This window comes from bacterium (genome assembly GCA_018830565.1).
Taxonomy (GTDB): domain Bacteria; phylum UBA9089; class JAHJRX01; order JAHJRX01; family JAHJRX01; genus JAHJRX01.
In genome coordinates this window covers 21890-41187 of record JAHJRX010000054.1, presented here as the reverse complement: position 1 = coordinate 41187, position 19298 = coordinate 21890, and the positions used below count along the sequence as shown (strand labels likewise).

20 protein-coding genes are annotated in these 19298 nt (G+C 37.3%); all 20 read left to right on the top strand.

Annotation, left to right across the window (positions count from 1 at the left end; translation table 11 throughout):
* The first annotated feature begins 166 nt into the window (after window positions 1-166).
* The 20 genes from rplI (at window position 167) to KJ849_05080 (ending at window position 19293) form a co-directional block, all read left to right on the top strand.
* Entirely contained in the window at window positions 167-610 is a 444-nt protein-coding gene (rplI, locus tag KJ849_05175) for a 50S ribosomal protein L9 (GenBank protein ID MBU2599945.1), read from the top strand.
* Between the two features lie 17 nt (window positions 611-627).
* The gene (gene dnaB, locus KJ849_05170; protein ID MBU2599944.1) at window positions 628-1965 is read left to right on the top strand and encodes a replicative DNA helicase; all 1338 of its coding nucleotides are present in this window, start codon (window positions 628-630) and stop codon (window positions 1963-1965) included.
* Between the two features lie 20 nt (window positions 1966-1985).
* Window positions 1986-2741: an ABC transporter permease gene (locus tag KJ849_05165; GenBank protein ID MBU2599943.1), complete on the top strand. Its 756-nt coding sequence runs from the start codon at window positions 1986-1988 to the stop codon at window positions 2739-2741.
* A gap of 110 nt (window positions 2742-2851) precedes the next feature.
* Window positions 2852-3598: an ABC transporter ATP-binding protein gene (locus KJ849_05160; GenBank protein ID MBU2599942.1), complete on the top strand. Its 747-nt coding sequence runs from the start codon at window positions 2852-2854 to the stop codon at window positions 3596-3598.
* Window positions 3599-3770: 172 nt separating this feature from the next.
* On the top strand, window positions 3771-4976 hold the full coding sequence (locus KJ849_05155) for an MCE family protein (protein MBU2599941.1): 1206 nt from the start codon (window positions 3771-3773) through the stop codon (window positions 4974-4976).
* 9 nt (window positions 4977-4985) lie between these two features.
* Entirely contained in the window at window positions 4986-6341 is a 1356-nt protein-coding gene (radA, locus tag KJ849_05150; protein MBU2599940.1) for a DNA repair protein RadA, read from the top strand.
* Between the two features lie 92 nt (window positions 6342-6433).
* Window positions 6434-7159: a UPF0280 family protein gene (locus KJ849_05145; protein MBU2599939.1), complete on the top strand. Its 726-nt coding sequence runs from the start codon at window positions 6434-6436 to the stop codon at window positions 7157-7159.
* Window positions 7160-7255: 96 nt separating this feature from the next.
* On the top strand, window positions 7256-8002 hold the full coding sequence (locus tag KJ849_05140) for a hypothetical protein (GenBank protein MBU2599938.1): 747 nt from the start codon (window positions 7256-7258) through the stop codon (window positions 8000-8002).
* Between the two features lie 15 nt (window positions 8003-8017).
* On the top strand, window positions 8018-8809 hold the full coding sequence (locus tag KJ849_05135) for a TPM domain-containing protein (GenBank protein ID MBU2599937.1): 792 nt from the start codon (window positions 8018-8020) through the stop codon (window positions 8807-8809).
* 42 nt (window positions 8810-8851) lie between these two features.
* On the top strand, window positions 8852-9418 hold the full coding sequence (locus tag KJ849_05130; GenBank protein MBU2599936.1) for a LemA family protein: 567 nt from the start codon (window positions 8852-8854) through the stop codon (window positions 9416-9418).
* A 61-nt stretch (window positions 9419-9479) separates the two neighbouring features.
* Complete coding sequence (locus KJ849_05125; protein ID MBU2599935.1) at window positions 9480-9665, top strand: hypothetical protein; 186 nt, start codon at window positions 9480-9482, stop codon at window positions 9663-9665.
* Between the two features lie 243 nt (window positions 9666-9908).
* Window positions 9909-10487 carry a 4Fe-4S dicluster domain-containing protein gene (locus KJ849_05120; GenBank protein ID MBU2599934.1) on the top strand — a complete coding sequence of 193 codons (579 nt, stop codon included), beginning with the start codon at window positions 9909-9911 and terminating at the stop codon, window positions 10485-10487.
* Entirely contained in the window at window positions 10484-11383 is a 900-nt protein-coding gene (locus KJ849_05115) for a CoB--CoM heterodisulfide reductase iron-sulfur subunit B family protein (protein MBU2599933.1), read from the top strand. Before KJ849_05120 ends, KJ849_05115 begins: the two co-directional genes overlap by 4 nt.
* A gap of 110 nt (window positions 11384-11493) precedes the next feature.
* Window positions 11494-11838 (top strand): nucleotidyltransferase domain-containing protein, encoded by a 345-nt coding sequence (locus KJ849_05110; GenBank protein ID MBU2599932.1) that lies wholly within the window; start codon window positions 11494-11496, stop codon window positions 11836-11838.
* The gene (locus tag KJ849_05105) at window positions 11819-12250 is read left to right on the top strand and encodes a HEPN domain-containing protein (protein ID MBU2599931.1); all 432 of its coding nucleotides are present in this window, start codon (window positions 11819-11821) and stop codon (window positions 12248-12250) included. The genes KJ849_05110 and KJ849_05105 overlap by 20 nt, the downstream gene beginning before the upstream one ends.
* Entirely contained in the window at window positions 12243-13109 is an 867-nt protein-coding gene (gene nuoE, locus KJ849_05100) for an NADH-quinone oxidoreductase subunit NuoE (protein ID MBU2599930.1), read from the top strand. Before KJ849_05105 ends, nuoE begins: the two co-directional genes overlap by 8 nt.
* A gap of 11 nt (window positions 13110-13120) precedes the next feature.
* Window positions 13121-13504: a (2Fe-2S) ferredoxin domain-containing protein gene (locus KJ849_05095; GenBank protein ID MBU2599929.1), complete on the top strand. Its 384-nt coding sequence runs from the start codon at window positions 13121-13123 to the stop codon at window positions 13502-13504.
* Entirely contained in the window at window positions 13505-15298 is a 1794-nt protein-coding gene (gene nuoF / locus KJ849_05090; protein MBU2599928.1) for an NADH-quinone oxidoreductase subunit NuoF, read from the top strand.
* A gap of 35 nt (window positions 15299-15333) precedes the next feature.
* Window positions 15334-15888 carry an ORF6N domain-containing protein gene (locus KJ849_05085; protein ID MBU2599927.1) on the top strand — a complete coding sequence of 185 codons (555 nt, stop codon included), beginning with the start codon at window positions 15334-15336 and terminating at the stop codon, window positions 15886-15888.
* A 132-nt stretch (window positions 15889-16020) separates the two neighbouring features.
* A complete protein-coding gene (locus tag KJ849_05080; protein ID MBU2599926.1) occupies window positions 16021-19293 on the top strand; it encodes an FAD-dependent oxidoreductase in 3273 nt (1090 codons plus the stop codon).
* The last annotated feature ends 5 nt before the right edge of the window (window positions 19294-19298 follow it).

The following is a 19298-nucleotide window of genomic DNA, read 5'->3' as shown; positions in this document are numbered from 1 at the left end:
TGCAAATATCTTTGCCTCAAGTATTTTAACACTGAAAGGGAAAAAGTAATTTTACATTTTGATATGTAATTTTGACATTTGCTATTTGATTTTTAATTTTACATAAGGGAATATTTTAGCAAAGTTTTTGCCAAAGTTGAGATATTTTTCAAGATAGGAGGATATAATGAAAGTACTCTTAATTCAAGATGTAAAAAGTCTCGGTCAAGCAGGGGATACAAAAGAAGTTTCCGAGGGTTATGCTCGTAATTTTCTTATTCCCCAAAAAATGGCTATCTTAGCTACCTCAGCTAATATCAAGAATGCTGAAATAAAAAAGAGTAAAATACGGCATGACGAAGAAAAAAAAAAGAAGGACCTGCTCTTGTTAGCTGAAAAACTAAACCATACTTCTATTACTATCAAACGACAGACAGGAGAAAACGAAAAACTTTTTGGTTCAGTGACTAATATCGATATTGCCGAAGCCTTACAGGGTGAAAACATACCAATTAATAAAAAAGCGGTCTTATTAAAAGAACCTATTAAGACATTAGGTGTTTTTGATACTTCTATTAGTTTAGCTTCAGATATAAAAGCTCAAATAAAGGTTTGGGTAGTCAAGGAATAATTAAGAAATAAATAATCATGAATGGTATTCACAAAGTTCCTCCTCAATCAATTGAAGCTGAAGTATCAGTCTTGGGAGCTATGCTCTTAGATAAGAATGCGATTATTAAAGCTGTTGAAACTTTAAAAGAAGATTTTTTTTATAAGACAGCTCACGGAAAAATTTATAATTCTATCGTAGATTTATTCGATAAAGGCGAACCGGTCGATCTAGTAACTTTAACGAATAGTTTAAAAAAGAATGGAGACTTAGAAAAAATTGGAGGAGTTTCTTATTTAGCTACTATTTTAAATGCTGTTCCTACATCTGCCCATATAGAAAATTATCTTCAAATTATTCAAGAAAAAGCTTTATTACGAAAATTAATCTCTGCTTCAACGGAAATTATAGATAGTGCTTATACCGAAGCTGGAGAAGTAACTCAAATGCTGGATAGAGCTGAACAGCTCATCTTCAATGTAGTTTCCCGTAAGACTTCTTATGATTTTGTTTTGGTAGCTGATATGCTTCATGATAGTTTTGAGGCTATTGAAAAACTATATGCGGATCGTCATAACATTACTGGTGTTCCAAGTGGTTTTGTAGATTTCGATAAAGTTACTTGTGGTTTTCAGCCTTCCGACTTAATAATTATTGCCGGACGACCTTCTATGGGAAAATCAAGCTTTTGTTTAAATATTGCTTTACATGCAGGAACAAGAGCTAAGACACCTATTGGTATTTTTAGCTTAGAGATGAGCAAAGAACAAGTAGTTCAACGTTTATTGTGCACAGAAGCAAGAGTAAACTCAACTAGTTTACGATCTGGCTTTCTTGGGGAATCAGACTGGCCTAAGCTTACTACTTCTGCCGGTATCTTAGCGGAATCAAAAATTTATATTGATGATACTCCTAATATCTCTGTTTTAGAATTAAGAGCAAAAGCTAGGCGCCTAAAAGCTAAGTATGATGTGGGCTTAATCATTATTGACTATCTTCAATTAATGCAGGGTAAGAAAGGAACAGAAAATCGTCAACAAGAAATCTCTGAAATCTCTCGTTCTCTTAAGGCATTAGCCAGAGAAATTTCTATTCCTGTTATAGCTTTATCTCAATTAAGTCGAGCTGTAGAAGGAAGAAGTGATCGCCGACCTCAGCTTTTTGATTTAAGAGAATCTGGAGCTATTGAACAAGATGCAGATCTGGTGGTCTTTATTTACCGACCAGAATATTATCAACCTCTTCCCGAAAACAAGGGAATTGCAGAAATAATCATTGGCAAACATCGGCACGGACCAATAGAAAACTTTAAATTAGCTTTTGTTAAAGAATATACAAGATTTGAAAATTTATCTTCCGAGAGTTCTTCTTATTAAATTTAAAGTAGTTATACCTAATGGAGGCTATTATTAAGAGATATACTTTTCTTTATGAGTTGGGTAGCCTGGCTATTTTAGCTAAAGATATCTTAGTCCAAATATTTACTCCGCCTTTTCGCTTTAAACCTATTGTCGAGCAAATGAAGCTGGTGGGCCTAAAAACTTTACCTATTGCTTCCATTATGGCTATTTTTACAGGCATGGTTTTAGCAGTTCAATCTTACTATCAATTTAGACAATTTGAATTAGAAGCGTACATCGGGGTGGTCGTGGGTCTTTCTATGGCCCGAGAATTAGGTCCGGTCCTCACGGCAGTGATAGTGGCAGGAAGAGTTGGATCTTCTATCGCAGCTGAACTAGGAAGTATGAAGGTTACTGAACAAATAGATGCTTTGCGGACATTAGCGGTAAATCCTATAAAATACTTGATAGTTCCTAAGTTTTTGGCTTTGTTAACGATGGTGCCTATTCTTACTATTTATACTGATTTTATTGGTATTTTAGGAGGATATCTTATTAGCGTGACTAAGTTTGGGATCCGCTCTAGTTTATATATTGATAAAACTAAGTACTTCGTTGATCCGGTTGATATATTAAGTGGTTTGATCAAAGCTATCTTTTTTGGGTTAATCATTGCCATTGTTAGTTGTTATAAAGGATTAAATTCAGAAGAAGGAGCTCAAGGAGTAGGCAAAGCTACCACCGGTTCAGTAGTGACATCGATCATCCTTGTTTTAGTCACAGACTACTTTTTAACTTTAGTTTTACCATGATTTAGTTAGACTAATAGTGTCTTTTGACCGTTTTTTTAATGATTAAATTAGATTAACTGCCCAATGAATATTGTCCAAAATTTTAAGTGTCTAAGTGCAATAGGATCTTGATGATAGAAGTAAGTAATCTTTGGAAAAAATTTGATTGCAACCAAGTATTAAAGGAAGTTAATCTTTTTATCAATAAAGGTGAAACTATGGTTATCATTGGCCAAAGTGGAGGTGGTAAAAGTGTTTTATTGAAACATATTATAGGCTTATTAAAGCCTGATCAAGGAAGTATAAAAATCTTTAACGAGGATGTGACTAAATTACCTAAAGATAAGTTAAATCAAATAATTAAAAAATTTGGCATGGTCTTTCAAAATTCAGCTTTGTTTGATTCTTTAACGGTCGCTGAAAATGTTGGTTTTTACTTGTCTGAACATACCGAGATGAAGAAAGAAGAGATTAGAGAAATAGTTACTAAGAATTTAAGTCTGGTCGGATTGCATAATATTGAAGACTTGTATCCTGCTTCTTTGAGTGGAGGGATGAAAAAAAGAGTAGCTTTAGCTCGCGCCATCTCTACGAATCCAGAAATTATTCTTTATGATGAGCCTACAACTGGAATTGACCCTATTATGGGAGCAATTATAAATGACTTAATTATTAAACTTAAAAAGGAGTTGCATTTAACTTCTATTGCGGTAACTCACGATATGGTCAGTGCTTATACTATTGCTGATCGTATCGCCATGCTTTATCAAGGAAGAATTATTGAAGTAGGTACACCTGAAGAAATTAAAAACACTAAAAATAAAATAGTCAAACAATTTATTAGCGGTAATGCCAACGGCCCTATTACTAATAACTAACAAGTTGGCTCTGGCTAATACTCGGAGCTATCTTCCATAAAGGCTTTGCCCCTATGGCGCTCAGGAATGCTCGGACATTGTAAAGTAAATTATTGACATACCTTGAGGTTTAAAGTAATATTTTTTCGTAAGTGTAGTTATCTTTACTGTTATTTAATAAAGTAGAAAATTTATGAACAATCAAACTAAAAAATCATTGACAGAAGTAAAAGTAGGTCTTTTTGTCCTGATCGGTCTTTTAATATTAACCTTTATTGTCATTAGCGTAGGTGACTTTCATCTTTACCAAAAAGGGTATAAAATTAACATCTTATTTAATCGAGTAGAAGGATTAGAGGTTGCTTCACCTATCCGCTTTTCAGGAATGGAAGTAGGAGAAGTAAAAGAAATGAGAGTGGAAGGTGAAAAAATAAAAGTAGTTGCTTGGATCAGAGAAAGCGCATCTATTAAAAGAGATTCTCAAGTTACCATTAACTCATTAGGAATTGTTGGAGAAAAATATATAGAGATTGTCAAAAGTTTATCAAGGGCAAGAATATTAAGAGATGGGGATACTATTGTAGGTGTAGATCCTGTTAGCCTTGGAGATCTTTTTTATAAGACAGAAAAGATTATCTTAAATTTAGAAAGAACTACCGGGAGAATCGAGGAAGCATTACATGGTTCGATAAAAAAAGCTGACCTTGGTAAGATAGTAAAGACTACTATAGATGTATTAAACAATATCGACAAGGTAATGAATAATTTTAACACTATTATTACTGAAAACAGAGGAAATATTAAGGAAGTTTTTATAAGCTTAGGTAATTCTTCTAAAGCTATTTTAGAAGCAGCTAAAGTAGCTTCATCCACCATTGGGGAGATTGAAAAAAATATAACTTCTTTAATTAAAGAAAATAAGGAAGATATTAAGATCGCTTGCGAGGAATTTAAGAATACTTCCATCTTGTTAAAGAAGAAGAGTACGAAAATCTCAAGTGATTTAGAAGAAACGCTCAAGAATATAGGAAAAAAAATAGACCAGACTATTAAAAATATAAAAGAAAACATAGATCAGATTACTAAAAATACAGAGGAAAACATAGATCAGATTACTAAGGACATAAGCCAACCTATTAAGAATATAGACCAGGCTATTATTAAAAATAAAGACAAATTAGATATTATTTTAGATAATTATCAGAGATCCTCTCAAGAGCTTACTAAAGCAGCCGATGCCTTGAAGAACATTATGAGTAAGATTGAAAAAGGCGAAGGTCTTTTGGGTAAATTGACTACTAATGAAAAAACAGCTAAAGATTTAGATCAAATTATTCAAAACTTAAACAAACTTTCTGAAGATGTAAAAGAAAACCCTTGGAAACTACTACGAAAATAGAGGATTTATTTGCCCCCAAAAAATCAAGTAATTTATCTCTGTCAAGAATGTGGTTATGAAAGCCTTAAATGGTTAGGTAAATGCCCTGGCTGTCAGAACTGGAATACATTAATAGAAGAGATTAAGAGTTTTTCTATCCCCCCAGTGAAGTCTTCTTCTGAGTCTACACCTCAATATTTAGAGAATATTAAATCTTCTTCTTGTCCCCGTTTAAAGACTAATATTTTAGAATTTGACCGCACTTTAGGTGGAGGAATAGTTAGCGGTTCTATAGTCCTGATTGGAGGAGATCCAGGGATTGGAAAGTCAACTTTGCTTCTCCAAGTTAGTCAAGCTATAGCCAATCAATATGGAGAGGTGCTTTATATTTCTGGTGAAGAATCCGCCGGTCAAATAAAAATACGGGCCGATCGTTTAAGTATTTCTCCTAAAAATTTATATATTTATTGCGAGAATAATCTTAACCTTATTTTAGATCAAATCAATAATATCAGTCCTCAATTAGCCATTATTGACTCTATTCAAACCGTCCACATTCCTGAGTTATCTAGCTCTTCAGGTAGTATTAGTCAAGTCAGAGAATCTGCTTCTCAACTCTTACTCTTGGCTAAGAGTAAGAATATTCCTATCTTCTTAATTGGACATGTGACTAAAGAAGGAGCTATTGCCGGACCACGAGTTTTAGAGCATATGGTAGATGCAGTCCTGTATTTAGAAGGAGAAGAACATTACTCTTACCGAATTTTACGGGCAATTAAAAATCGCTTTGGTTCTACTCATGAAATTGGTATCTTTGAAATGCAAGAGCTTGGTTTAAAAGAAGTCCTTAATCCTTCCCAGATATTTTTAAATGAGCATCGTGAAAACACACCTGGTTCGGCTATTACCTCTGTGATAGAAGGCAGTCGTTGTCTCTTGGTAGAATTGCAATCTTTGGTTACTCATAGTAGTTACAACTTACCTCGTCGAGATGTCTTAGGATTTGACTATAATCGACTTCATCTCTTAATTGCGGTTTTAGAGAAGAAGATAGGGATAAATTTATTTTCTTTTGATATCTTTGTAAACTTAACTGGTGGACTTAAAATTAACGAGCCATCAGCTGATTTAAGTATTGCTTGTGCTATCTTTTCAAGTTTTAAAAATACACCTATTGATTCAAGGATGGTTATCTTAGGAGAAGTAGGCCTGACTGGAGAAATTAGAAGAATTAGCCAAGCAGAAAAAAAGATTAAAGAAGCTGCTAAGTTAGGTTTTAAGAGTTGCCTTCTTCCTCTCTCTAATATGAATAACTTACCTTCTCTTCCTCTTGACTTGATAAAAGTAAGGACTATTGATGAGGCTATAGCTATCTTATTTAAGTAGTTGTTAGCTAACAGCTAACTGCTATATGACAGGAAAAATCTCTTATCTTTGACTTTTTAGATAATTTTGCTATACTAACTTAGGTTTAAATTATGTATGAAATAAGAAGTTACCGAAATAGCTCAAGAAGTGAGGGGTTAATTAAATTTACCGTAGCTGTTAAGGAAACCGACTTATTTATAAGCGCAGACAAAGAGCTGATCAAAGAAGCTACAGAGTCTATTAAAAAATACCGAAAGTTAATTGAAGAATATATAGTCTTAAAGGATCCTTTATTTCAAAAGACTCTCCAGCCTCGTCTAGTTAGCGAAGATGCTCCTTTAATTGTAAAAGAAATGGCTTGGGCAGGAATAAAAGCCCAGGTAGGACCTATGGCGGCAGTAGCAGGAGTAATAGCAGAATATACAGGCAAAGATCTCCTTAATTATTCTACGGAAGTTATAATAGAAAATGGAGGAGATATCTTTATTAGTTGTCGAAAAAGGCGAAAAGTGGGAATATTTGCGGGGGCTTCAGTCTTTTCAAATAAATTAGCTTTAGAAATATATCCAGAGGAAACACCTTTAGGCATTTGTACTTCTTCAGCCACAGTAGGTCCTTCTTTAAGCTTTGGTGAAGCTGATGCCGCGGTAGTTATTTCTAAATCTACGGCTTTAGCTGATGCTATGGCCACAAGAATTGGTAATATGGTTTCTAAAGAGATCGATCTTAATGAAATAAGAAAAGTAGTAGAAAATATTAAAGAGATTAAAGGAATCTTAGTCATCAAGAAATCTAAATTAGGTGTCTTTGGAGATATAAGATTAATTAAGATTTAAAGGTGCCAAGAAAAATGGAAACCAAATTTTTAGATTTAGACTTTAAAGATAGTTTTAATTTAATAACAAAATTTAATTTAAAAATGAGGTGAAAAGATGTTAAAGAACCTAAGCAAATTACCTGAAGAAATGAGAAGGGTAGTGGAATGGTATGGTTCGGAAATGCTAAAAATACATCAAGATAATCTTCTTTCGATAATAGTTTATGGAAGTGCGGTTGGAGATGACTATATCTCTAAAAAGTCAAATATAAATTTAGCGATAATATTTGATCATCTTAAAATAGATGATTTAAATAAAAGTTTAAAATTAGTCAGTAAGGGACAGAAAAAAAGGATTATTGTTCCTTTATTCTTGACGAATGAATATATCAAGACCTCGACCGATGTCTTTCCTATAGAATTCTTAGAGATAAAAGAAAATTATCTTCTTATTTATGGAGAAGATTTTTTAGAAAAGTTAGAGATAGGTAGAGAATATTTAAAGCTTCAATGTGAACAACAGTTAAAAGGAAAGTTAATAAGATTAAGACAGGCTTATTTAGAGATAGGAAGGAGTAAAAAGGCAATTACCCAGCTTATTTTAGAATCTTTTTCTGCGCTTATACCCGTGATTAGAAACTTACTTCGCCTTAAGGAAGGAATTATTTCTTACCATAAAGAAGATCTCTTAAATAAAGCAGCGGAGCATCTTAAGATTGATCTAGATTTATTTAAGAAAATATTAAATTTAAAGAAAGGATCTAAAATTTCCAAAAGAGCAGAACTTGAGGAAGTATATAATAAATATATGGAAGAAATACTTAAGATGGCCATTATGGCAGACGAAGTGAAGGTTGCTTAAAGTAAAAGTAGTAAAATGAAAAGATACCTGAAGAAATTAATCTTATGTTTACTCTTAGTGAGTTTAGGCTATATTTCTACCTTATACGGCAAAGAAGAGCAAAAATATCCAACACCTAAAGGATATGTCAATGACTTGGCGGCAATTATAGACGCTAATTATAAAAGCTATTTAGAAAGATTAGCCTGGAAGATAGAAAAGGAAACTAAGGTTCAAGTAGCGATAGCCACCATTAGTTCTTTAGAAGGAGAAAGTATTGAAGGCTACAGTGTAACTTTATTTGAGGCTTGGAAGATTGGAAGGAAGGGCAAAGACGATGGTTTGTTAATATTAGTAGTTCCCAAGGAGAGAAAAGTTAGAATAGAAGTTGGTTATGAGTTAGAAGGAATCTTGCCAGATGGCTTATGTGGGCAGATAACAGATAAGATAATGATTCCTTATTTCAAGGAAGGAGATTACGGCAAGGGGTTATTAGCCGGAATGATATATATTACTAAGATTATAGAAAAGGAATATCAGGTAAAAATAGATCTTGATAGTCACGAAATGGATTCTTTTCAAGTAAAAAAACCTACCAAAATTTCTGGTCGTTCTATCTTAGGGAGCTTATTTACTTTATTATTATTGATCCTATGTTTAGGCTCAAGAAGGGGCCTTTTAGGATTTCTGCTTTTGGGGCTTTTAGGTAGTAGAGGTGGCTATTGGCGAGGTGGTGGTTATAATGGCGGAAGTGGCGGATTTAGTGATGGTTTTGGTGGTTTTGGGGGTGGTAGTAGTGGTGGCGGAGGTGCTTCTGGAAGTTGGTAGAAAGGTTATTGGTAAAGTTATATTAAAGGAAAGGAGTAAAAAATGAAAAGAAAATTAGGTATTGCTTTAATAGTTGTGGCTATAATAACGTGGATGATTTTTAGCTTCGTTACTAATCATTATAACAAACTTGTTACTTTAAGAGAAGATGTTGAAGTTACATGGGCTCAAGTAGAAAATCAGTTAAAAAGAAGAGGTGATTTAATTCCAAATTTAGTTAATACGGTAAAAGGCTATGCTAAGCATGAAAAAGAGATATTTATCGGCATAGCTGAAGCTCGAGCTAAATTAGCTGGAGCAAATACTGTTCCTGAAAAGATAAAAGCTTCTAATGAATTAGGAGGGTTCTTATCTCGATTATTGTTAATAATAGAAAGATACCCAGACTTGAAGGCTAATCAAAATTTTAGCCAATTGATGCATGAATTATCAGGAACAGAGAATAGAATCTCAGTAGAAAGAATGAGGTATAATAATGCTGTTAAAGAATTTAATGTGAATGTTAAAAGATTTCCAGGGAGAGTATTTGCTACTATTTTTGGGTTTAAAGAGGCTACTTATTTTGAAGTAGAAGAAGCAGCTAAAAAAGCTCCAAGGGTAGAATTTTAAAGGGTAAAATTTAGAGTCTTTTAGCAACAGTGTTTCCTCTGTCTTTCTATTTGGTTCATCAATTGAAAAGGGCAAGGAATCTAATGATATAGATATTGGTGTAAAAGGAATTGAACCTCGGTTATTCTTTAAGTTTTATGCTGAGTTATTTAAACACTTACCAAAGCCTGTTGATCTTGTAGATCTTTCTAAGAAATCATTATTTAATGACCTGGTGGAAGAAACTGGAGTAAAAATTTATGGGTAATCTATCTAAACAAATCCTGACAGAGAAGGAAAATGTGGAGAGAGCACTAAGTTATAGCCGCTGGAGCAAATACTGTTTCTAAAAAGATATTTTTTTAATAGATAGGCTTCGGATTTATGCTATTAACTCTAATTATTAATATTATGATCTCAAATAAAAAATTTTCTTGACCTTTTTAAGATATTTTTGGTATTATTAAAATTAATAAGGACATAAGTAGAATTAATATGGAGATAATTAAAAATGGGATTAAAAGCAATTGAGGTAAGTAACTTAGAGCCAAACTTTAAATATGAGATTGCGGCTGTGTCTGGTGGAGAGAAAATAATGCGTTGCTATGGTTGTGGGACATGTTCTGCTTCGTGTTCTGTCCGAGAGATTGATGAGCAGTATAATCCCAGACGAATTATCCGTATGGCCATACTTGGTATGAAAAAAGAGGTCTTGGAGTCTGATTTTATCTGGTTATGTGCCGGTTGTTCACTCTGCTATGAACGTTGTCCACAGGATGTCAGGTTTGTTGAGGTCATTCATGCCATACGAAACATTGCCTTGGAGGAAGCTAAAAAGGGTAAAATTAAGATAAAATCTCCAGGTGCCTTATTTGCTAAGGTGTTTGTCAATTCAATTAAGGCATATGGCCGGGTCTGGGAGCCGGAACTGATGGGTAAATTCTTCTTAGGTAAGAGGGACATTGCCGGAATGATAGGCTATATGCCATTAGGCATAGAAATGATAAAACATGGTAAGTTGCCATTTTTGCCTCATCGAATTAAAGGGATAAAAAAGATCCGAGAAATCTTTAGGAAGGTAGAAAAATGACCATAGGATATTATCCGGGTTGCACTCTTCATTCAACCGCTAAGGAATATGAATTATCTACAAAGGCAGTATTTGCAAACCTTGATGCTGAGTTGGAAGAATTAAAGGACTGGAATTGCTGTGGGGCGGTAGAGGCATCTTCGGTAAATCCCCTTCTGGCTCTTTCCTTATCTGCACGAAATGTGGCTATTGCGGCAAAAGATTGGACAAAGATAGTTGTCCCCTGCCCTGCTTGTTTATCAAATTTGTTGAAGGTAGAGGATGAGCTAATGGCTCACCCGGAGATTAAACCAAAATTAGAGGATATTATTGGACAGGAGATTCCGGAAAATAAGTTGAAAATAAAGCATCCATTGGACATCATCATAAATGACATTGGACTGGACAAAATAAAGGAACGGATAAAAAAGCCCTTAGCTGGTTTGAAGGTAGCGGCTTATTATGGGTGTTTGTTAGTGCGACCTTCACGAAGGACACAGTTTGATAATCCGGAAGACCCAAAATCTTTGGGTGAGATAGTTACGGCTTTAGGGGCAGAAAACCTTAATTTTCCTTACAAAACAAAATGCTGTGGCGGCTCCCTGCTGATGACTAACGAAGACTTAACCATCCAGATGACTAAAAATATCCTGATTTCAGCCAAGGATATAGGAGCCCAGTGCATAGTCACCGCTTGTTCTATGTGCCAGATGGCGTTAGAAACATTGTATGCCAAGGTGGAATCTGTGTCCAATGTGAAGCTTGATATACCAGTGGTCTATTTTACCCAATTGCTGGGGCTGGCATTTGGATTTGAACCCAAAAAGTTGGGACTGCATAAAAACTTAGTCTGTGCTGATAAATTGGTTTCAGCCGTTCAACGAGGTGAATCTAATGCTCTGTCACAGGTGAATTGAAAGAGTAACCATTCTGTAGGGACAACCCTTGTGGTTGTCCATCGCTTGAGTAACCAATTACGCTTCGGACAGGGATAAACCCTGTCCCTACAAAGGCGGTGATATTTTAAATGAAGGAGATTAATGATATTTTAGAAGAGGCTAAAAACAAATTGGAGGAAGATTTTAAGGGTGAGATACTCTCCATTGTCTTATTTGGCTCCTTGGCAAGAGGTGCAAAAAAGATAGGGGATATTGACCTTTTAATAATAACCAAAAGAAGGTTAGGCTCTTCTTATAAGGTGACTAAATTATTTGCCAAACAGGTATTCGGTAATCTATTTGGCAAATATAATATTCTTTTTTCTCCAATCATCTATGATTATGAAACCTTTAAGAATTTAAAAGATAACTCATTACTGTTTGAGAATATTCGCCGAGAAGGAAGGTTGATTTATGGAAAGAATTTTTTGTAAAGAAGAACAAGCAAAAAGTTGTTTTAAGACAGCAAATCGTCATCTTGAAATGGCAAATTTTCTTTTAGAAAAGGAATATTTTGAGGGAGCTATCTTTCATATATATCATGCACTTGAATCTTCTTGTGTAGCTGGAATTATCTTAAAAGGTGAGAAAATACCCAAAAAACATTATTTAAAGATTCCCAGGTTTAAGAGCCTTTATCCATCCTTCCCATTTTCAGATGAATTGAATACAGTTGTAGAGTCACTTTCACCAGAAAGGGATAAGGCTTTATATTTAGGAATAGATTCATCGTGGTCTTTAGATTCTTATACCAAAGAGGATATGGAAGAAGCATTAGAAGATACTAAAGGGATTGTGGATAAATTAGAGGCATATTTATTTTCAAAGGAGAATATAGATGGCTAAGAAAACCGGTGCGGTATTAGTCGTTGGTGGTGGTATTGCCGGTATTGCGGCATCACTTGACCTGGCAGAAACGGGATTTAAGGTCTATCTACTTGAGAAAGAACCTGCCATTGGCGGCAGAATGGCTCAACTTGATAAAACCTTCCCTACTAATGACTGTGCTATGTGTACCCTGGCACCAAGATTGGTTGATGTCGCCGGACATCCCAATATCGAATTAATAACTTATGGTGAAGTAGAAGGACTTAAGGGAGAAGCGGGCAAATTCACCGTCTCCATAAGTAAGAAGCCAAGATATATAGATTCGTCAAAGTGTACCGGTTGTGGCGTATGTGTCGAAAATTGCCCGGTCAAGTATAAAATTTACATGGAACATGAGGAAAAGGTTCAGGTAGAGCTTTCACCGGAAGATCTTGAAAGGATGAAGAAGATAATAGATGCCTATAAAGACGAAAAAGGAAACCTGTTGCCTGTTCTTCATGATGTCAATATTGAGTATCGGTATCTGCCCGAACATATCTTAAGGTATGTCTCTGAGGAGTTAGACCTTCCGTTGAGTATGGTCTATCAAATTGCTACATTTTATAATGCCTTTAAGTTTACTCCACGGGGACTTTATACCATCAGTGTTTGCATGGGAACAGCCTGCTACATTAAGGGGGGACCGTCTATCCTGTCTGCCTTTGAAAGGGAGTTAGGCATTAAAGCAGGTGAGACAACCAAAGATTTGAAATACAGTCTGGAAACGATTGCTTGTCTTGGCTGTTGTAGTAAGGCACCGGCGTTGATGGTCAATGAAGAAGTATATGGACATGTTACCCAGGCCAAGGTGGAAGAAATACTTAAGGAATATCACTAAGGAGTTGCAAGATGCCAAAAATAAAACCTGCGGATTTAGATAAAATTCGTGAAGAGACAAAAAGAACTATCCTTCTTCGTGAAGGGGCTGGTCGAGCCAGAGTCATTGTTCATATGAGTACCTGCGGTATAGCCGCCGGGGCAAGGAGAATCATGAAAGCATTAATGGAAGAGATAGACCAGAAAGGGATTAAGGATGTCCTGCTTATGACCTCAAGTTGTGCAGGGCTTTGTAGTCGGGAACCTATGATAACCGTAGAATTAAAAGATGAACCTCCTGTTAAGTATGTGGATATAACTCCGGAAAAGATTAAAAGGGTATTTGAGGAACATGTCCTGGGTGGTAAGATAGTGAGTGAATACGCCCTATCAGTCGGCAGTGAAAGGGTAGGTTAAATGAAAGAATATAGAACTAATATTATGCTTTGCACAGGAACAGAGTGTGTGGCCAAAGGCTCATTAGAAATAATGAAAGCATTAGAGGAAGAGGTCAAAAAAAGGGGTTTAGAAGACAAAGTAGCGGTTATTCCTACCGGCTGTGATGGTTTCTGTAATGCCGGTCCAATTATGATTGTTCAGCCGGATGGCATATTCTATCAGCAGGTCAAGGTTGAACATATTCCTCATCTTGTTGAGGAGCATTTCCTGAAGGGAAGACCGGTAAAGTCATTGATGTATGTTCCCAAAAAAGAGGAACAACCCATTGCCCGGATGAAGGATATTGTCTTTTTCCGTGACCAGAGGTTGATTACCCTTCGTAATCGAGGGCTCATAGACCCGGAAAAGATTGAGGAGTATATTGCTCGGGATGGATATAAGGCATTGGCGAAAGTTCTAACTTCAATGACTCCTGAGCAGGTGATAGAAGAGATAAAGGCATCCGGACTTCGTGGCAGAGGAGGTGCAGGATTTCCAACCGGGAGAAAATGGGAGTTTTGTCGAAATGCTGAAGGTGAACCAAAGTATATTATTTGTAACGCAGATGAGGGAGACCCAGGGGCTTATATGGATAGGTCAATTATGGAGGCAGACCCACACTCGATTCTTGAAGGAATGGTCATTGGTGCTTATGCCATGGGTGCCTCCCATGGCTATATCTACATAAGAATTGAGTATCCCCTGGCCATAAAGAGGATGGAGCGAGCTATTGAACAAGCCAGGGATTATGGGCTGTTGGGTGAAGATATTTTAGGGGCTGGCTTTAATTTCGAGGTGAAAATATTCAGGGGAGCAGGGGCTTTTGTCTCTGGTGAGGAGACATCCCTGATTGCCTCTATTGAGGGAGGAGATGTTGCTCCAAAACAACGTCCACCATTTCCGGCCCAATCAGGTTTATGGGGCAAACCTACTAATATCAATAATGTAGAAACATGGGCAAATGTCCCGGCTATTATCAATCGAGGGGCAAAATGGTTTGCGGAGATTGGTACGCAAGGGAGTAAAGGGACAAAGGTCTTTTCCTTAGCCGGGAAGATAAACAATGCCGGATTGGTTGAGGTGCCTATGGGCATTACCCTCCGCAAGATGGTCTATGAAATTGGTGGCGGCATTCAGAATAATAAGAAGTTTAAAGCCGTTCAGATTGGTGGTCCCTCTGGTGGATGTATTCCGGAAAGCCTCCTTGATATGCCGATAGACTATGAGGAGCTAACCAAAGTTGGGGCGATAATGGGCTCTGGAGGCATGATTGTTATGGATGAAAACACCTGTATGGTGGATATAACTAAATACTTCCTTACCTTCCTTAATGGGGAGTCCTGTGGAAAATGTACCTCCTGCCGGGAGGGAATAAACGCCATGCTTGAGGTTGTAACCAAGATATGTGAAGGTAAGGCAATAGAGGAAGATATTGAGTTTTTAGAAGAGTTAGGCTCTATGGTCAAAGATGCCTCTCTGTGTGGATTGGGACAGTCAGCTCCAAATTCCGTGCTTTCTACCCTGCGATATTTTCGTAATGAATATATTGCCCACATCAAAGAAAAGAGGTGTCCTGCAGGTGTCTGTAAGACATTGATTAAATATTCAATCGACTCTGAGCGGTGCAAGGCTTGTTTGCTATGTGTCAAGGTATGCCCGTCTTCGGCTATTTCCGGCGAGAAGAAACAGCCTCAGATTATAGACAGAGATAAATGTATTAAATGCGGGGCATGTCGTGAGATATGTAAATTTGAGGCGGTAATTATAACATAGGGAGTTCAAACTTTTGTATTGAAGAGAGGAAAAACATGGATATCGTAAAACTTGAAGAAATTGAAAACAAAATCATAAATTTAAGGGGTCAAAAAGTTATTCTTGATAGTGATGTAGCAGAATTATATGCAGTTGAGACAAAAAGAATTAATGAAGCTACCAAGAACAATCCAGATAAGTTTCCGGGTGGTTATACATTGGAACTTGATAAAAATGAATGGGCTGCATTGAAGTCGAAATTTTCGACTTCAATCAAAGGAGGGAAAGTTAAGATTCCAAGTGCCTTTACCGAAAAAGGCTTGTATATGTTAGCGACGATTCTCAAAAGCCCGCAAGCAACCCAAACAACAATAGCCATTATTGAAACTTTTGCAAAAATTAGAAACCTTTCACGAAATATTAAAGCACTGTCAAATGTACAGGACGATAGCCAAAAACAAAACTTGCTTCAAAAGAGCGGTGAAATCATTGCTGAAATTCTTGATGACAATCTGGTATCAAATGAGAGCGAAACAACTATTGAGCTGAATTTTGCTGTGTTGAAATTCAAGCACAGCATAAAAAAAACAACAAAAAATGGAAAAAAGTAGGATGAATATTAAAAAAATCATAGAGATTTTAGAGGCTAAGGTTATTGAGAAAAGTGAAAATTCTCAAGCAGAGGTAAGGATAGCCTGCGGTGCAGACCTGATGAGTGACACCTAAAAAATAGAGGTAGAAAAATGATTACTTTAACTATTAACGACCAAAAGATACAGATAGAGGAAGGAACGAAGATACTTGAAGCCGCTCAGAGGTCAGGTATAAAGATTCCTACTCTCTGCCATCATAAAGCACTTTCATCTTATGGTGCTTGCCGGCTTTGTATTGTGGAGATTAAAGATGGCAATTACAGTGATATTGTTGCCTCTTGTTTGTATCCGGTTCAGGAAGGACTGGTTATCCAGACCCACTCTGAGCGGGTCATAAAGACCCGGCGGATAATGGCAGAACTCCTGTTGACCCGATGCCCTGATTCGACAGAAATTCAGAAATTAGCTAAAGAAATTGGGGTAACTAAACTGAGACTTAAACCAAAAAAAGATATGAGTTGTATCTTATGTGGGTTATGCGTGCGGATGTGTAATGAACGAATGGGCATAGGAGCGATGGGCTTTATTAATCGTGGGTCAAAGCGAAGAGTAAGTTCACCGTTTGGTAAGCAATCCGATATATGCCATCTCTGTGGGGCATGTGTTTCTATCTGTCCCACCAAAAGGATTACCATCGAGGATGTTTCAGGGGCAAAGAGAAAACCCGTTCCCATCCTCTCTAAATTTGATGAAGAACTAAGTAGCCGTTCTCCTATTCACATCTTCTATCCTCAAGGTGTTCCTAATTGGCCGGTAATTGACCATGATTCCTGTGTCCACATGCTCAAAGATAAATGTGGGATATGCGAAGTCGTTTGTCAGGCCGGTGCCATTGATTACGAACAGAAAGAAGAAAAGCTCGATATTGATGTTGGTGCGGTTATTTTAACCCCTGGATATGATAAATTTGAGCCGAAAATAAGGGGTGAATATGGCTATGGCAAATACCAAAATGTGGTTACCTCACTCCAATTCGAGCGGATATTATCCGCCTCAGGACCATTTGGCGGACACTTGCACCGACTATCAGACGACAATGCACCTAAAAAGGTTGCCTGGATACAATGCGTTGGCTCCCGGGATATAAATAAAGGTAACCCCTATTGCTCATCTGTCTGTTGTACTTATGCGGTCAAAGAGGCTATTATTGCTAAAGAACATTCTCATGAAGGGCTGGATGCAACTATATTTTATATGGATATGCGCACCTTTGGTAAAGGGTTTGAGGAATATTATAATCGGGCAAAGGATGAATACGGTGTTCGGTTTGTTCGCTCAAGGGTAGCAGAGATAAAAGAAATTGAAGAAACAAAAAATCTGATTCTGCGATATGAGGATGAGAATGGAAATAAGGTTGCCGAAGAGGAGTTTGATATGGTTGTCCTTTCTGTAGGAATGGTACCAAAGAAAGGAACAAAGGAACTGGCAAGCCGACTTGGAATTAATTTAGATGAATATGGTTTCTGCCGGACACATAGCTTTTCCCCCATGGAAACAAACATACCCGGGGTTTATACGGCAGGTGTGTTTGAGTCTCCCAAGGATATACCGGAAACAGTCATGCAAGCCTCAGCCTCAGCGGGAAAGGCAGGCGGGCTATTAGCCGAATCAAGGGGTAGTTTAATTACGGATAAAGAATATCCACCTGAGGTTGATATATCGGGACAATCTCCGAGGATTGGTGTCTTTATCTGCCACTGCGGGATAAATATAGCCGGTGTAGTTGATGTCCCACGGGTAATTGAATATGCCAGAACATTACCTGATGTTATCCATGCCGAGAATAAACTTTATACCTGCTCTTCCGATACCCAGCAAGCGATTATAGAGAAGATAAAGGAACATAATCTCAATCGGGTAGTGGTAGCCGCTTGCACCCCAAGAACCCATGAGCCGCTATTTCGTAATACCATTCGTCAGGCAGGGCTTAACCCATATCTATTTGAAATGGCAAATGTCCGTGACCAATGCAGTTGGGTCCATGCAAATGAACCTGAGAAAGCCACAAGAAAGGCAAAAGACCTTGTCCGCATGGCCATTGCCAAGGCACGGCTTTTAGAACCACTTTATGGAAATACAATAAAGGTAAATCAGGCGGCATTGGTTATAGGTGGTGGACTGGCGGGAATGCAATCAGCTATTGACTTAGCCGCTCAAGGATTTTTAGTCCATTTGGTGGAAAAAGAAAAAGAGCTGGGCGGCAATCTGAGAAGGATTCAATATCTGCTTGATGACAGTAATCCAAAACAATTACTCGAAGGTATGATTGCTTGTGTTACTCAATCAGATAAGATTAAGCTTTATCTGAATACCTCTGTCTCAAAAGTAGATGGTTTCCTGGGCAACTTTAAATCTACGCTTAATTCTAATGGTAAGGAGATTGAAATTGAGCATGGAATAATAATTGTGGCTACCGGTGCAACAGAATATAAACCAACAGAATACCTGCATGGACAGGATAAACGGGTAATTACTCAGCGGGAATTGGAAGAAAATTTGTCAAATTCGAAATTCGAAATTCGAAATTCGAAATCCATAGTTATGATTCAGTGTGTTGGCTCGCGGGAGAAGGACAGATCATATTGCAGTCGTGTCTGCTGTAGTCAGGCCATAAAGAATGCACTGAAGTTAAAGGAGAAAGACCCCCAAACAGAGGTCTACATCCTGTATCGGGATATACGAACTTATGGTTTACGCGAGGACTATTATTCCCAGGCACGGGAAGCAGGGGTAATCTTTATCCGCTATAATGATGATGAGAAGCCAGAGGTTTATTCAGAAGGAGATGGGTTAAGGGTCAAGGTCCGGGATTTGTTGCTTGACCAATGGCTTTTAATCGATACTAACCAGGTTGTATTATCTTCGGCAATAGTTGCCGAGCCCGGAAATAAAGAGCTGGCTCAAATGCTTAAGGTGCCACTTAATCAAAATGGATTTTTCTTAGAGGCACATATAAAGCTAAGGCCGATTGATTTTGCTACGGATGGTATCTATATGGCAGGACTTGCCCATTGCCCAAAGGATGTGTCGGAATCAATCTCACAGGCAAGTGGTGCTGCCGGTCGTGCCGCTACCATACTTTCCAAAAATGAACTTGAACTTGAGGCGGCTTTATCCTTTGTCGTTGATGCCAACTGCGATGGTTGTGCCTATTGTATTGACCCCTGTCCTTATAAAGCCATAACCCTGATAGAATATATGAAGGAGGGGGCCATCAAAAAGACAGTAGAGGTAAATGAGGCTAAATGTAAGGGTTGTGGTGTGTGCATGGCAACATGTCCGAAGAAGGGAATTTATGTGCAGCACTTTAAGCCGGAAATGCTTTCGGCTATGGTTGAGGCGGCATTGCAACCAGTATCTTAAGAGGA